Origin of the sequence: Parabacteroides sp. PF5-6 (genome assembly GCF_029504695.1) — a bacterium.
GTDB lineage: Bacteria > Bacteroidota > Bacteroidia > Bacteroidales > Tannerellaceae > QVMG01.
Window position 1 is genome coordinate 1 of the sequence record NZ_JAQFIN010000001.1, and the last position, 15,327, is coordinate 15,327.

General features: G+C 49.0%; 11 protein-coding genes. 6 read left to right on the forward strand and 5 right to left on the reverse strand.

All coding sequences use genetic code 11. The features are described 5' to 3' along the window. Window positions 1-611: 611 nt before the first annotated feature. Window positions 612-1,193: an ORF6N domain-containing protein gene (locus M2133_RS00005; RefSeq protein ID WP_277463882.1), complete on the forward strand. Its 582-nt coding sequence runs from the start codon at window positions 612-614 to the stop codon at window positions 1,191-1,193. A gap of 439 nt (window positions 1,194-1,632) precedes the next feature. On the opposite strand, the gene M2133_RS00010 is transcribed toward M2133_RS00005, so the two are convergent. The 5 genes from M2133_RS00010 to lysS form a co-directional block, all read right to left on the reverse strand. Continuing rightward, a complete protein-coding gene (locus M2133_RS00010; protein ID WP_277463883.1) occupies window positions 1,633-2,544 on the reverse strand; it encodes a type II CAAX endopeptidase family protein in 912 nt (303 codons plus the stop codon). A gap of 15 nt (window positions 2,545-2,559) precedes the next feature. Continuing rightward, on the reverse strand, window positions 2,560-3,240 hold the full coding sequence (locus tag M2133_RS00015) for an HAD-IA family hydrolase (protein WP_277463885.1): 681 nt from the start codon (window positions 3,238-3,240) through the stop codon (window positions 2,560-2,562). Window positions 3,241-3,323: 83 nt separating this feature from the next. Next, on the reverse strand, window positions 3,324-4,667 hold the full coding sequence (locus M2133_RS00020; RefSeq protein WP_277463886.1) for a glucose-6-phosphate isomerase: 1,344 nt from the start codon (window positions 4,665-4,667) through the stop codon (window positions 3,324-3,326). A gap of 30 nt (window positions 4,668-4,697) precedes the next feature. Beyond that, entirely contained in the window at window positions 4,698-5,693 is a 996-nt protein-coding gene (locus tag M2133_RS00025) for an NAD(P)H-dependent glycerol-3-phosphate dehydrogenase (protein WP_277463888.1), read from the reverse strand. Between the two features lie 11 nt (window positions 5,694-5,704). After that, a complete protein-coding gene (gene lysS / locus M2133_RS00030) occupies window positions 5,705-7,435 on the reverse strand; it encodes a lysine--tRNA ligase (protein ID WP_277463889.1) in 1,731 nt (576 codons plus the stop codon). 316 nt (window positions 7,436-7,751) lie between these two features. Between lysS and M2133_RS00035 the strand changes: the two genes are divergently transcribed. The 5 genes from M2133_RS00035 to M2133_RS00055 are packed head-to-tail and all read left to right on the forward strand — an operon-like array spanning window position 7,752 to window position 15,280. Continuing rightward, the gene (locus M2133_RS00035; protein ID WP_277463890.1) at window positions 7,752-8,474 is read left to right on the forward strand and encodes a hypothetical protein; all 723 of its coding nucleotides are present in this window, start codon (window positions 7,752-7,754) and stop codon (window positions 8,472-8,474) included. A gap of 4 nt (window positions 8,475-8,478) precedes the next feature. Then, complete coding sequence (locus M2133_RS00040; protein ID WP_277463891.1) at window positions 8,479-11,229, forward strand: TonB-dependent receptor; 2,751 nt, start codon at window positions 8,479-8,481, stop codon at window positions 11,227-11,229. Between the two features lie 41 nt (window positions 11,230-11,270). After that, window positions 11,271-12,407: a DUF4249 domain-containing protein gene (locus M2133_RS00045; RefSeq protein WP_277463892.1), complete on the forward strand. Its 1,137-nt coding sequence runs from the start codon at window positions 11,271-11,273 to the stop codon at window positions 12,405-12,407. A 25-nt stretch (window positions 12,408-12,432) separates the two neighbouring features. Next, the gene (locus M2133_RS00050; protein ID WP_277463893.1) at window positions 12,433-13,572 is read left to right on the forward strand and encodes a DUF4249 domain-containing protein; all 1,140 of its coding nucleotides are present in this window, start codon (window positions 12,433-12,435) and stop codon (window positions 13,570-13,572) included. A 28-nt stretch (window positions 13,573-13,600) separates the two neighbouring features. Then, window positions 13,601-15,280, forward strand: a complete 1,680-nt coding sequence (locus M2133_RS00055) for a hypothetical protein (protein ID WP_277463894.1) — start codon at window positions 13,601-13,603, stop codon at window positions 15,278-15,280. Window positions 15,281-15,327: the final 47 nt, after the last annotated feature.

Here is a 15,327-nt window from a genome sequence, read left to right on the forward strand (position 1 = left end):
TCGATGATTTGTAAGCGAAGAGAGTCATCCATTCCTTTTACTGTTCGCATCTTTTTTAAGTTTTGCAAACTGTAAACTTTTTTCAGTAGAAGACATTTTGTAGTCGAATGGTGAATGTCAATGAATGTAAACTGTGAATAGTGGTAAACCGATCATTCCGAACAGAGTTTTTCATTTTTTTACTTACATCATACAGCCGGAATAGGCGACAATGTTAAACGAATCACTATTGGGGCTCCCCAACAGGTGTCGGAAAGTTACTTACAGGAAATTTGCGGCTTTTTTTGCTGTTTGAAATGGTTATGTGGCTGATATACAGAGGTGAAAGAAAATCCTGTATGATGTAAGTAAAAAAACGAAAAACTTTGTTTGGAGGGTATTTTGGGGGGATTCCGTTCGTAAACTGCGCGCGCAGCGCGTGCCGCAGGTAAGAGAGAGAGACCTTCGGCCACGCGCGCAGCGTGCTTTTAAATCGTTTGATATTCGATAATTTAGTTTCTCCACCTTTTGAACTTCAACCCGTGCACATTTCTTTACGGAGAAACCTATCGAATCCCTTGGACGTTAGGCTTTTATTCCCTATCTTTAGCCCACACGCAAACGATAAAACTATGAAATCGCTATACCCCAGCTCCGGAAACTCTTCGATTCAACAGCAGATTTATGAAATCCGTGATCAGCGGGTGATGCTTGATTTTGATCTGGCGGCGATCTACGGCATAGAGACCAAACAACTCAAACGTTCCGTGCGGAGAAATCCCGAGCGCTTCGAAGGAGAAGATTTTATGTTTGAACTGACGCGCGAAGAATGGGCTAACTTGAGGTGCCAATTTGGCTCCTCAAGCTGGGGCGGAAGTCGATACGCTCCTTTCGCCTTTACGGAACATGGCGTAGCGATGCTGAGCAGTGTGCTCCATTCGCCGGCTGCTATTGAAATAAATAGAGGGATTATCCGCGCCTTTGTCGCTGTGCGCCAACAGCTTGCGACCCCGCCGGTCGATCGATACACCGAGCTACAGGCCGATCTTATGGCACTCAAAGCCTATATCGAAGAGGTCTTTACCGACTACAATGATATCAACGAAGATACCCGGATGCAGCTAGAACTGATCAACGAATCCCTCGCCGAGCTACAGGCCGACCGGAAGCTTACCGCCACCTCTCGACGCCCGATAGGCTATACATCTCGTTAGTCCATTGCGTAAACATTGCGCGCGCAGCGCCACCTTCTACTTCTCTCCGTTTTACCCCTGCCAAATAAAACATCGCACTTTGGTCGACCAAAGCGCAATGTTTTTTTTACCAAAGTGTAATGTTTTTTCGCCCAAAGTGCGATGTTTTGGAAAAGGGGGGCTGGCGGGTTTCAAATTTCCTTCGATTGACCGCTCCGCGCCTACCAACTACTAACTACCGAAGAAAATCTTCCCATTTTCTTCTATCTCCCGTTTGGCGTCTGTTGTCAGTCGTTGTATTTGTCTGCAAATCTTTTGGGATTTGAGGATTGTCTGAACTTGGATTATACGGATTAAATGATAGTCTATGAGTTTGTAAGTGAGATATATTCAGGTTCATAGTCAATCATTTAATCAGTAGAATCAGAGTTCAGAAATCTTCACATATTTTGTGCGCAAACTACCGGTAGTTTGACGAAGGGGGTGTGGAGGCTCCTTTTACTGCCGAAACGGGGCGGGCGTAATAGCCCCAGATCAATCCAATAGCAATGACCGACAGGATCACACAGAGTAGGGATCCTTCGAAGCCGAAGGCGCCGCCGTTCCAATGGTTTTCTTTGTCGATGGAGAGGTGGGTCAAGGCGTATAGTTCTTGTCCGCTGACATTGAAGCCGGCGATGGCTTGCATGAAGTTCCAACTGAAATGCAGGGCGATGGGGTAGAGTAGGTTGCGGTTGAAGAGGTAAGGCAGCCCGATCAGTATGCCCGACAGGAAGATGGTCAATAAGGGGATGCCGCCGAAAGCGGGATTGGCGAAGTGAGCCAGGGAGAAGAAGAAGGAGCTGACCAATAAGGCGACATATTTATTCATCGACGCCATCAGGTTACGCTGCACATAGCCACGAAAGATAATCTCTTCGTTTACGGAGACCAAAAGAAACAAGAGAATGGAGAGCATGAAACTTTGTATATCAAAAGAGATCTCCGTGATCCGTACTTGCCCGGTTTGCCAAAGGATAAAGAATCCGACGCCGATAATCAGGAAGCCCGTCAGTAGTCCGATACCGATATTCTTCGCCTGCCCTTTGAGTTGCAGTCCGATGTGTTTGAACGGTTCTTCATCGACCTTCCGGACAAAGAGCCAGACCACACCCAGCGTGGCGATCAGGCTAAAGACCAACATAATCACCTCCTGCCACAGGGTCGCCTGGTTATTCTCCGAATCGAAAGGGATACCTGCCACCCACATGCCGATCGCCTGGAAGATGGCGAGCAGAATCATCCAAGGCAGGATAATCAATAACACACGTACCCAGCCTTTGTCGATGACGGGTTCTTTCTTTTCGATGGTGGGTGTTTCCTGTGGTTCCATGTGTCTGATTTCTATTTACTGATTAACAATACTTTGCCATTGACTGGCCAATGTCGCCATATCATGAAAAAGAAGGCTGGCACCGGCATCGAGCAATAACTGATCGGGTAGGGGGCCGGTATTGACGGCAATGGTAAAGATACCGGCAGCGACGGCGGCCTGCACGCCCAACGGAGCATTTTCAACGACTATGGCTTCATGGGCTTCGACGCCAGCCTTTTCCAATCCCATCAGATAAGGTTCGGGATGCGGTTTGCCGTGAGTCACATCGTATGCGGTGACCATCTTCTCCCGTTCGAAGTAACCGGGGAAGTCATGTTTTACTTTATCGAAAAGGCTATGTTGTCCTGATCCCGTCACAATCAACGTCTGCAGATGAGAAGCTTTGACAGCGTTTAATACATCCAAGGCCCCTTGCATAACCGTTCCGGAGTTATACTGATTGAAAAGATCGGCTTTTTCCTGGTAGATCGTTTGTTTTTCTTGTTCGGTCGCGTCGCGTTGGAATGTGCGTTGGAAAAGCAGGTTGATTGTACTCTCGCCCGTGCGTCCTTCGAGTAGGTAAAAGTCTTCCAGACTGGAAATCAAGTGATACCTGTTGGCTATCTCTTTCCAGGCGCGGGCATGGAAAGGCATGGAGTCGTAGAGCACGCCATCCATATCGAAAAGAACGGCTTTGGGCATTGTTGTATTCATCTTTTTATACATTTTTGATAAAAAAATACGAACTACGAATGGTCTTTTCATTCGTAATTCGTAATTCTTAATTCGTAATTGTCTTAAAGCTTCGCCCGGATCGCCTCCGACTCCTTCTCAAAGCCGGGTTTGTTCAACAGGGCGAACATATTCTTTTTGTAGGCTTCTACTCCCGGTTGATCGAAAGGATTGACTTCGAGCATATAACCGCTGATGCCGCAACCTCTCTCAAAGAAATAGAACAATTGGCCGATATAATACGGATTGACTTCCGGCAGGGTGATCTTGATATTGGGCACACCACCGTCGACATGTGCCAGTTGGGTACCTAACTCCGCCATCTTATTGACTTCATCCACGCGTTTGCCGGCAAGGAAGTTCAAGCCGTCGAGATCAGCTTCGTCCATCGGTACTTCCACTTTGTGATCGGGTGTTTCTACGGAGATCACCGTTTCGAAGATCGTGCGTTCGCCATCCTGGATCCATTGACCCATGGAATGCAGGTCGGTGGTCAGGTCGACCGATGCCGGGAAGATGCCTTTGCCGTCTTTCCCTTCGCTCTCGCCGTAGAGTTGTTTCCACCATTCGGCGATATAATGCAGTTTTGGATGGAAGTTCGCCAGGATCTCGATCTTCTTCCCACTCTTATACAGTTCATTGCGCGTAGCGGCATAGATCGCTGCCAGGTTTTCCGCGAAAGGCACACTGACATCGGTTGCTTTTTCCATCGATACGGCACCGGCCACCAGCTCGCGGATGGAGATACCCGCTACGGCGATGGGCAACAGGCCGACCGGTGTCAGGACGGAGAATCGTCCGCCCACATTGTCGGGAATGATAAAAGTCTTATAGCCTTCCTGATCCGCCAGGGTGCGCAGGGCACCTTTGCGGGCATCGGTAATAGCCACGATGCGCTGCTTCGCCTCCTCTTTGCCCAACGTATCTTCGAGTTGCTTTTTGAGGATACGGAAAGCCAGGGCCGGCTCGGTGGTCGTGCCCGATTTGGAGATATTGATGATACCGAAGCGTTTGCCTTTGAGGTATTCGGTCAGTTCATACAGGTAATCTTCACCGATATTATGTCCGGCATAAACCAGGACCGGATTCTCGCGTTTGGCTTGCAGCCAGTCGAAGCTATTGTTCAGGGCTTCGATCACCGCTTTGGTGCCCAGGTAGCTGCCACCGATACCGATGGTGACGATCACTTCGCATTGCGAGCGGAGGATACGGGCAGTGTCTTCAATATCCGCCAGTTCAGCCTCGGTAATGGAAGAGGGCAGGTGCATCCAGCCCAGGAAATCATTACCGGCACCGTTGCCGTTTTCCAATAACGCATTGCACGCGTTTGCTTTCCCTTCCCAGGCATATACCTGTTCTTTGGTGATGGCGCCCAGCGCCTTGTTGATGTCTAAACCAATTGTTTTCATATTTTTTTTTCCTTCTAACTACTATATATATTACACAAATGTTTTCGTCAGTTCCCGAATCTCGGCTGTTGCCGATACTTTTTCGTAGAGGATCCGGTAGAGGGTATCGAGGATCGGCATCTCTACCTTGTATTTCTCGTTGATCTCGTATATACATTTCGTGCCGAAATAGCCTTCGGCAATCATCTCCATTTCCAGTTGGGCGGTTTTCACCGAATAGCCTTTGCCGATCATCGTGCCGAACGTGCGGTTGCGGCTGAAGCGCGAATAGGCGGTCACCAAGAGGTCGCCCAGGTAGACCGAGTCGGTGATGTCGCGCTCGATCGGGTGCACCGTATCGATAAACCGGCGCATCTCTTTGATCGCGTTCGTCAGGAATAAAGCCTGGAAGTTATCACCGTATTTCATGCCGTGGCATATCCCGGCCACAACCGAATAGACATTCTTCAAGACCGAAGCATATTCAATGCCGGTCACATCCTGCGACGGGGCGTTGCGGAGATAGTGGTTGTTGAATATCCGCGATAACATCTCGGCTTTCCCACTGTCCGTACAGCCCAATGTGAGGTACGACAAACGTTCCAACGCGATCTCTTCCGCATGACAGGGACCGCCGATCACGGCGATATTCTCGTGCGGCACTTGATAGTATTCCGCGAAATAATCGGTGATCAGCATATTCTCTTCCGGCACCAAGCCTTTGATGGCGGAGATGATCAGTTTGTCTTTCAACGAGGCTTTCACCTTTTTCAGATGTTGTTTGAGAAAAGGGGAAGGGATGGCGAATATCAAGGTGTCGGAGTCGCGGATCACCTGGTTGATATCGGAATAGAAGGTGATCCGTTGGGTGTCGAACGCAACCGAAGTGAGGTAATTGGGATTATGCCCCACCTGCTTGAACGATTCGATCAGTTCCGGACGCCGCATATACCAATGGATATGTTCCTGCGTCGACAAAACGATCTTGGCCAGCGCCGTAGCCCAGCTACCGCCACCCATAATTGCTATTTTCCCGGGCAATGCCATGTCTCGCCGATTTAGTGTTGCGCCTGAGCGATCCAGTTTTCCACCTCCTGGAGCGTGGGGTTCTGGAGTTCCAGTTTATGTTTTTTATTCAAGCCGCAGAGCTCCTGGTGGAACTTGCCCGCTTTGAGCTCTTTCAATTGATCTACCGTCAGATAGCCGGCTTTCTGAATCGCCGCAACCCACTCGGCCGGGATGCCCAAGGCTTCATATTTATCCGACGCGTCGCGTTTGACCGTCTTCTCCGGACGCATCTGCGGGAAGAGCAATACTTCCTGGATGCTTTCCTGACCGGTCATGAACATCGTTAGGCGGTCCATGCCGATACCGATACCACTCGTCGGAGGCATACCGTATTCCAAAGCGCGCAGGAAGTCCTGATCGATAAACATCGCTTCGTCGTCTCCTTTTTCCGAGAGCTTAAGCTGGTCTTCGAAACGGATACGCTGGTCGATCGGGTCGTTGAGTTCCGAATAGGCATTGGCCAGTTCCTTGCCGTTGACCATCAGTTCGAAACGCTCGGTCAGTTCCGGGTTCGAGCGGTGTTTCTTGGTCAGCGGAGACATCTCGACCGGGTAGTCGATGATGAACGTCGGCTGGATGTAATTGCCTTCGCATTTGGCACCGAAGATCTCGTCGATCAGTTTGCCTTTACCCATGGTTTCGTCTTGCTCGACACCGATTTGTTTGCAGACTTCACGCAACTGCGCTTCGTCCATGCCATTGATATCGATGCCGGTGAACTCTTTGATCGAGTCGATCATCGTTACCCGGGGGTAAGGCGCTTTGTAGTCGATTTCTTTGTCGCCCATCATCACCTTGGTCGTGCCGTTGACATCCATACAGATCTTTTCCAGCATCCGTTCGGTGAAGTCCATCATCCAGTTGTAGTCCTTATACGAAGCATAGAACTCCATCACGGTGAACTCCGGATTATGTGTACGGTCCATGCCTTCGTTGCGGAAGTTACGGCTGAACTCATAAACCCCTTCGAACCCACCGACAATCAGTCGCTTCAGATAAAGCTCGTTGGCGATACGCAGATACAAAGGAATATCCAACGCGTTATGGTGCGTGATGAACGGACGGGCGCTTGCTCCTCCGGGAATGCTCTGCAGTACGGGGGTATCTACTTCGATATAGCCGTGATTGTTCAAGAACTCACGCATGGAGTTGAACACCTTGGTGCGTTTGAGGAATACTTCTTTCACGCCTTCGTTCACGATCAGGTCGACATAGCGTTGGCGATAGCGTTGCTCCGGATCCGTAAAACCGTCGTACACGACCCCGTCTTTCATTTTGACAATCGGTAATACGCGCAGCGATTTCGACAATACCGTCAGTTCCTCGGCGTGGATGGAGATCTCGCCCATCTGCGTACGGAACACAAAACCTTTGATTCCGATAAAGTCACCGATATCCAATAGTTTCTTGAATACAGTATTATATAATTCTTTATCCTCTCCCGGACATAAGTCATCCCGTGAGATATAAACCTGAATACGTCCTTCCGAGTCTTGCAATTCAACGAATGAAGCCTTCCCCATAATGCGGCGGCTCATGATTCGTCCGGCTACCTGCACGGGACGCCGTTCAGCCTCGTCTTGGAACGATTGTTTTATTTCAGTAGAATATGCATTGGTTTTATACTCTGCGGCTGGATAGGGTTCGATACCCATGGCGCGTAATTGCTCCATGCTGTTACGCCGGAAAATTTCCTGTTCACTCAGTTCTAAATGACTCATTATGATATGAATTTGTTATAATACGGCGCAAAAGTACAAAAAAACCGGCTATTGCGTGAGTAATATAGGAATAAATCCGTTTTTGTCCTTCCGGGGAAACGAAAACCTTGCGGCAAAGAATTTCTGCCGCATGGCAGGAGTATTTACTTGTTGATAACCGTCAACACATTTGTTGATAATTATCAACAAGTGAATGCTCCCTGTAATTTGCTAAATTCAAGGGGGTATAATTCTTTATTTCCCAGGGAAAAAAGAGGTTGCTGTTTCGGGAAAAGCGTTATATTTGCTCGCATGTTTGCTAAATCTAAATAGTATTATGAAATATAAGGCAATTATAGTGGTCGTTGCGGCCTTAAGTTTAGGGATGCAATTGAAGGCGCAGGAAGCTACTGAAGGGGTGAATATCGTACCCGATAAAGTTATCGTTGAATATCTTAATTCAGCTAAAAACCAGGCGGTTGTCTTCAATGGGAAAGAGCAAACGCCTTACGATCAGGTTTTCACGAATCATCCGTATCTGCTCACTCCGGACTATGTGCAGGGCAAGTTATTACATAACGATATCTTCTATACGGAGATTCCTTTGCGTCTGGATCTTTACCGCGATGAGATCATCACCACCATGCCCAATACCCCTTATAATATAGTGCTTGAGAAAGAAAAGGTAACGGAAGCGTTGATTTCCGGTTATCATATTATTCGTCATGATGAAAAGCGATGGCCCAATATCCCCAAAGGCAATTACCTGGTTTTGTTGAGCGACGGCGCCTATCCGATCGTCAAGAAGTACCAGGTGACGTTGGATCAGAAGATTGTGGATCAGAATGTAGATTATACGTTTCAGATACGGGAACGTTTCTATGTGTATAAAGATAAGGTATGTCACCCGGTTTCGAACAAAGGATCCATACTTAAACTTTTCCCGGATAAAAAGAAAGAGCTTTCCGCTTATATGAAGCAGCAAAAGCTGAATTTCCGGAAACAACGGGAGCAGTCGATCGTGGCTATTGTTGAATATTATGAACATTTGAAACACTAAACAGATGGAAGTGAAAAAACTATACCTGTCATTGATTTTATTGACATTTACGTTTGTCGGTTTTGCGCAACAAAAGATATCCCTGAATCTGAATCAGGTCACTGCCGAAGAGCTTTTCCGCCAGATCGAACAGCAGAGCGGATACACGATCTATTGTAATCCCGCCGATATGGATTCTTTGTTGTTCTCGGTGCAATGTGTCGACGAGTTGGCGCCACAGGCTTTGGCCAAGGCTTTTGAAGGAACCGCTTTTCAGGTCTCCGTGTACGAAGGCAAACAGCAGCTCTTTGTCTTGAAAGAGCGGTCGTTGGTGACCAGTATCTCCGATGATTATTTCTATCAGCGGAAAGAACTCGAACGGGGATCATCGGATTATTATTTGCTCAATCCGATGGAACAGAAAGCGACGTCGGAGAATAAAGTCTATACGATCGGCGATGAAACGGCAACGACCTTGCCGGATAAAGTGCAACTGACCGGGGTGATCAGCGACTTCCGCACGGGCGAACCGATTGTGGGCGCTGTGATTTATGAAGAAACGACCATGGCCGGTGCGACCACCGATGCCTACGGTTATTATTCCTTGTCGTTGCCTTCCGGTCGCCAGCGTCTGTTGATCCGGGGGCTCGGACTGAAAGATACGCAACGGCAGGTGCAGCTCTATGGCAATGGCAAGCTGGATATCGAACTGGAAGAGGAGGTCTATTCGCTGAAAGAGGTGACGGTCACTTCCGAGCGCCTGGCGCGTGTGCAGAGCACGGCATTGGGTGTCGAGCGGATGCAGATCAAAGATATCAAGAATATACCGACGGCCTTTGGCGAGATGGATGTGATCAAGGTGGTGATGATGTTGCCCGGCGTAAAGTCCGTAGGCGAAGCCTCGAGCGGGTTTAACGTGCGCGGCGGCTCTACCGACCAGAACCTGATCCTGTATAATAACGGAACGATTTACAACCCGACCCACCTGTTCGGGTTCTTCTCCGCTTTCAATCCCGACCTGGTCAAAGAGATCGAGTTGTATAAGAGCAGTATCCCTTCCAAATACGGCGGACGTATCTCTTCCGTATTGGAGATCAATGCCCGCGAAGGGAATAAAAAAGAATTTACCGGACAGGTCAGTATCGGGCTGTTGACCAGCCGCGTCACCCTGGAAGGACCGATCGGCGAGAAGACCTCGTTTATCCTCGGGGGACGTACTACCTATTCGGACTGGATCCTGGGCATGTTGCCCGAAGACAGCGGATACAAAGACGGGAAAGCCGGCTTCTACGACTTGAACGCGATCCTCGATCATAAGTTCTCCGATAAAGATAACCTCTATATCAGCGGCTATTACAGCAATGACCGTTTCCGTTTCGACTCGGATGAGCGCTACGGCTATACCAACGCGAACGCTTCGGCCAAGTGGCGGCATATATACAATAACCGGTTGACCAGTACGATGACCGGCGGATACGACCATTACAGCTACCATACGGAGACGCGTGAGAATCCGTCGGATGCCTATAAATTGAAGTTCGGTATCAACCAGGTGTACGGTAAGTTCGATTTCACCTCTTATATTACGGATAAGCATACCCTGGATTTCGGGCTCAACTCTACCTTATATATGCTTTCGCCCGGCACCTATACGCCCAATTCGGACTCTTCGCTGGTGGCACGCGATCAGATCCAGGATGAGCGCGCATTGGAAACCTCCGTTTACCTGGCCGACCGTTGGGAGATCACACCCAAACTGTCGATCGACCTGGGCGTGCGCTATACGATGTTCAACGCTTTAGGCCCGCGTACCTATACCTTATACGATCCGAACCAATTGCCCGACGAGACGAACGGAATCTCGACCGAAGAAGCCGGCGACTGGAAATCGTTCAAGACCTACCACGCACCGGAGTTCCGCCTGTCTGCCCGGTACGCGTTCAGCAGTGATTTCTCGATCAAAGCCGGAGCGAATACCTTGCGGCAGTATATCCATAAGATCTCGAATACCACGGTTATGTCGCCCACCGATACCTGGAAATTGAGTGATGCGAATATCAAACCGCAGAAGGGACTGCAGGTGGCTGCCGGTATCTATAAGAACTTCCTCGACAATACGATCGAAACATCTATCGAAGGGTATTATAAAACGATGGAGGATTACCTGGATTACCGCTCGGGCGCCCAGTTGATCATGAATCACCATATCGAAACGGATGTGATCAGTACCACCGGACGCGCCTATGGCGTTGAATTGATGCTCAAGAAGACGCAGGGCAAGCTCAACGGCTGGATCAGCTATGCCTATTCCAAGACCCAGTTGCGGCAGGACGACCCGCGGGTGGACGATCCGATCAATAACGGCGACTGGTACAATGCCGATTACGACAAACCCCATGAGTTTAAGTTCGCGGGGAATTATAAATTTACCCAGCGCTATAGCCTCTCGATGAACTGCGACTATAGCACCGGGCGGCCGATTACGGTGCCGACCTCGAAATATCAATACGCGGGTGGGGAGTATGTGTATTATTCCGAACGCAATCAATACCGTATCCCGGACTTCTTCCGTATGGACCTCTCTTTCAATATCGAGCCGAGCCATCACTTGACTCTCTTGACTCACAGCATGATCTCTATCGGGGTGTACAACCTGACCGGCAGGAAGAATGCCTATTCCGTCTATTATGTGGCGGAAGGAGGAAGGCTGAAAGGCTACAAGATGGCGATCTTCGGTTCGCCGATACCTTATGTGTCTTATAATATTAAGTTTTGAGGGAGGAAGTTTTATTTTGATTAGCAAAACAAGATAAGAAGATGAAAAAGAAACTAATATATTGGATCGTTTTTTTAGCCATAGCGATAAGTTGTATCAGTCCTTACGAACCGCAGGGCATTGAGTCGACCGAAGGTTTGCTGGTGGTGGAGGCCACCCTGCTGGCCCCTTATGGGACTGAGGTTAAATTGAGCCGGACGATTTCGTTGAATGATATGACATACGAACCGGTCAGTGGGGAGGTGAAGATTCTTTCGGACGATGGCGTGGCCTATCGTCTGACGGAAACGGAAAAGGGAACCTATACGCTGGAGCAGGAGTTTGTCTACCGCGAGAATGTGAAGTATGCGCTGGATATGATCTTGGACGGGAAGCATTATCGTTCGGAGTATGTAGAGCCTTTGCGCACGCCCGAAGTGGATGCGCTGACATGGAAGTATAACGAAAAATATGAACAGGTAGATATCATGGTCACAGTGAGTAATCCGGATGTGGATGTGGCCTATTATCAATGGAAGTTCAAAGAAAATTGGGAAGTGAGAGCCCCTAATTTCGGTACCCATCGATGGGATCCGGATGCCAGACGTGTGATAACGAATGAACTAGATACTCCAAATAACCGGTATTACTGTTGGGCAAAAGATAGTTCGCGTCATTTCATCCTGGGATCTTCGGAGAAATTTATTTCTACAACGATAAAAGACAAGGTGATAAATGAGATCGCTTACGGCGGATCGCGTTTAAGTAATTTGTATCATATCTCCGTCAAGCAATACGAACTGGATGGAGAGGCTTATTCATACTTTCGGAATTTGCAGAATAATGTGGAAACAACCGGAAGTATATTTGCTCCGCAACCGACGGAAATGAAAGGCAATATCAACAACCTGGATAATCCGAAAGAAACGGTCATCGGTTTTTTTGTGGCAACAACGGAAATAACGATCGAGATGTATATCGAAGCAAATGAAGTGCCGGAAATGCAAGTTAGAGGATCTGATTGTCTGGAGGTTTTAAAAGACTTTAAAGGCCCTCAAGACGCGTATGACCAAGGGTATGGTATCCTGACTTACGGTATCGGTGCACCTCCTGAGTATATGCTAATGCGTTGTGTCGATTGCACCCGGAGAGGGGGGACAAAAAAGAAACCCGAATGGTGGCCGAATGATCATCAATAATCATCCGTGAGCAATAGATGGATTCATGAGAGAGAAACTGATATATGGGATCACGTTTTTGGTGGTGATGATTGGTTGTATCACTCCGTACGAACCGCAGGGCATTACGCCTACGGAAGGGCTGTTGGTGGTCGAGGCTACCTTGTTAGCGCCTGTCGGGACGGAGGTCAAACTGAGCCGGACGATAGCGCTGGACAAGCTGACCTATGAACCGGTCAGCGCCACGGTGAAGATCCTTTCCGACGATGGCGTGGAATACCGGATGACGGAGACGCAAACAGGAACCTATACGTTGGAACAGGAGTTTACCTACCGCGATCAGGTGAAGTATGCGTTGGATATCGAATGGAGTGGGAAACACTATCGTTCGGCATACGTCATTCCTTCGCTGACGCCGGATATGAGTTTCAGGTGGGCCTATAACGAGAAGTATGAACAGCTGGAGATCATGGTGTCGGTAGATAATCCGGATGTGGATGTGGCGTATTACCGGTGGAGCTTCAAAGAGAACTGGGAGTTTATGGCGTCCCATTTCGCTACCCACCGTTGGGATCCGGTGACCCGGTTTCTCAGCGTGAACGATCCGTTCAGTTCCGATAACAGCTATTATTGTTGGTCGAGAGACAGCTCGACCCATTTTATCCTCGGCTCTTCCGAGAAAAAGACGACCACCAGCCTGCGGGATAAGGTGGTGCAGACAATCCCTTTGGGTTCCCCCAAATTCAGGTACCTCTATCATATCGATGTCAAGCAACACGCCATCCCCAAGGAAGCGTATAATTATTTCCGCAATTTGCAGGATAACGTGGAGACAACCGGTAGCCTTTTTGGCGCTCAGCCCACGGAGATGAAAGGGAATATCACCTGTGTGGACAACCTGAAGGAGGCGGTGATCGGCTATTTTGTGGCGACGACCGAGGCTTCCCGGGCGACTTATATCGAAGCGGCGGAGGTGCCCGAGATGAAAGAACGGTCGTTCGACTGTTTGGATGATCCCGTGAAATTCAGCGATCATCTGACGGCCTATGATGCGGGATATTTTATCTCTCTTTTCGATCCCAACCCGGAGATCGAGACCGAATATATGCCCATGCGCTGTGTCGATTGCACCCGTAAGGGCGGAACGAAGAACCGGCCGGCCTGGTGGAAGACTGATCATTATTAAAGAAAAACGATCCATAAGAATCATGTATATGAAAAAGTATTGTATTCTTTTTATTTGTGTTTTGTTTATTGTAGCGGATGTCTGTGCCCAAACGACTCAACGCGAAAGGGTTTATCTGCAGACCGATAAACAGCTTTATATCTCCGGCGAACTGTTGTGGATGAAGCTCTATACGACGGATGAAAAAGGGAAACTGACCGCTTTCAGTAAGATCGGTTATGTCGAGTTGCTTTCCGATTCGATCGCGGAGGCACAGGTGAAGCTGGATATCACCGGAGGCACAGGCGTGGGCTGTATGGAACTCTCCCCGATGCTTCCGACCGGCCATTACCGCTTGGTAGCCTATACCCGCGCGATGAGGAACGAACCGGCAGATGTCTTTTTCGAGAAGACCGTGAGTATCATCAATCCGTATGTGGGTGATGAAGGCTCTATCGGAGATCAGAAAGATGCCGATACCAAGCATTTTGGTTCCTTCTCGCGGGAGGCGATAAACCCTACGATGATATCGACGGATCGTACGGTGTACACCAACCGAAGCCGGGGGGAGATCCGTTTGAAAGACCTGCCCGCCACATACCTCTCTCTGGCCGTTTCGGTTGCCGGCGCCGATCCGTTGGCCGCACCGGAAGCTTCGGTCGTAAACTGGAAAAAAGGTTTGTCTGCACGCGAAGCCGTGCCGCGGACCGATCGTTATCTGCCGGAATACGAAGGAGCGATTATTGAAGGCGTAATCATAGATAACAAGACGGGTGAAGCGAAGCAGGATCAGTATGCCAACGCGTTATTGTCTTTCCCCGGAAACGATATCCAGCTTTTTGGCGGACAGCCCGGGGAGAACGGACAAGTCACTTTCTTTACGCACCAGATCAGCGGGAAAAAAGAGGCGGTGACGGTCGCTTATACCCCTTATGAGGAATCGTTCCGGTTGGATTTATCCTCCCCTTTTGTTACCCATGCGACACAGGCGTTGCCTCCTTTGAAGATCGACAGTGGATGGCATAACTACCTGGAACAGCGAAACCTGGGTGTGCAGATCGTTGAAGCCTATACTTCCGACTCGCTGAGCCGGGTGAAGCCGCTATCGCCTTATTTCAATTATAAGCCGTACAAATCATATATCCTGGATGAATATACCCGCTTTGGACGTATGGATGAGGTCTTTCTGGAGTTTGTCACCCCTGTCCGTCTGCGTAAAACGAATACCGGAAGAGTGTTCAATACCCTGAATGAACGAATGGACGGATTCGCGATGGGGCAGACCTTGGTTTTGCTCGATAATGTGCCGGTGATGAATCATGAGTTGATGGCCGCCTATAACCCGTTGTTGGTGCGGAAGATCGAAGTGTTTCTGGGACGTTACCTTTTCGGGGAACAGCTTTTCGAGGGGATGGTATCTTTTACTACCTATAATAATGATTATCCTTCGATCACCTTCGGGCAAGATACGCAGTTGTTTGATTATGAAGGGACGCAGAGATACCGCTATTTCTATTCCCCGGTCTATGACGGAGAGGCTTCTACGCGGATGCCCGACTTCCGGCATACGCTGCTCTGGGAACCCGCCCTGGAAAATAGAGGGGAAAAAGAACGGGTCATTCCTTTTTACACCTCCGACCTGCCGGGCATTTATCGCGCAACGGTCGAAGGGATTGGGGCGGATGGCACAGTGGTGAGTGCTTCTTGTATTTTTGAGGTGAAAGAGTAGGAAAGGGCCTTAGGAACTCATAAGAGCATAAGAACTCATAAGAATTC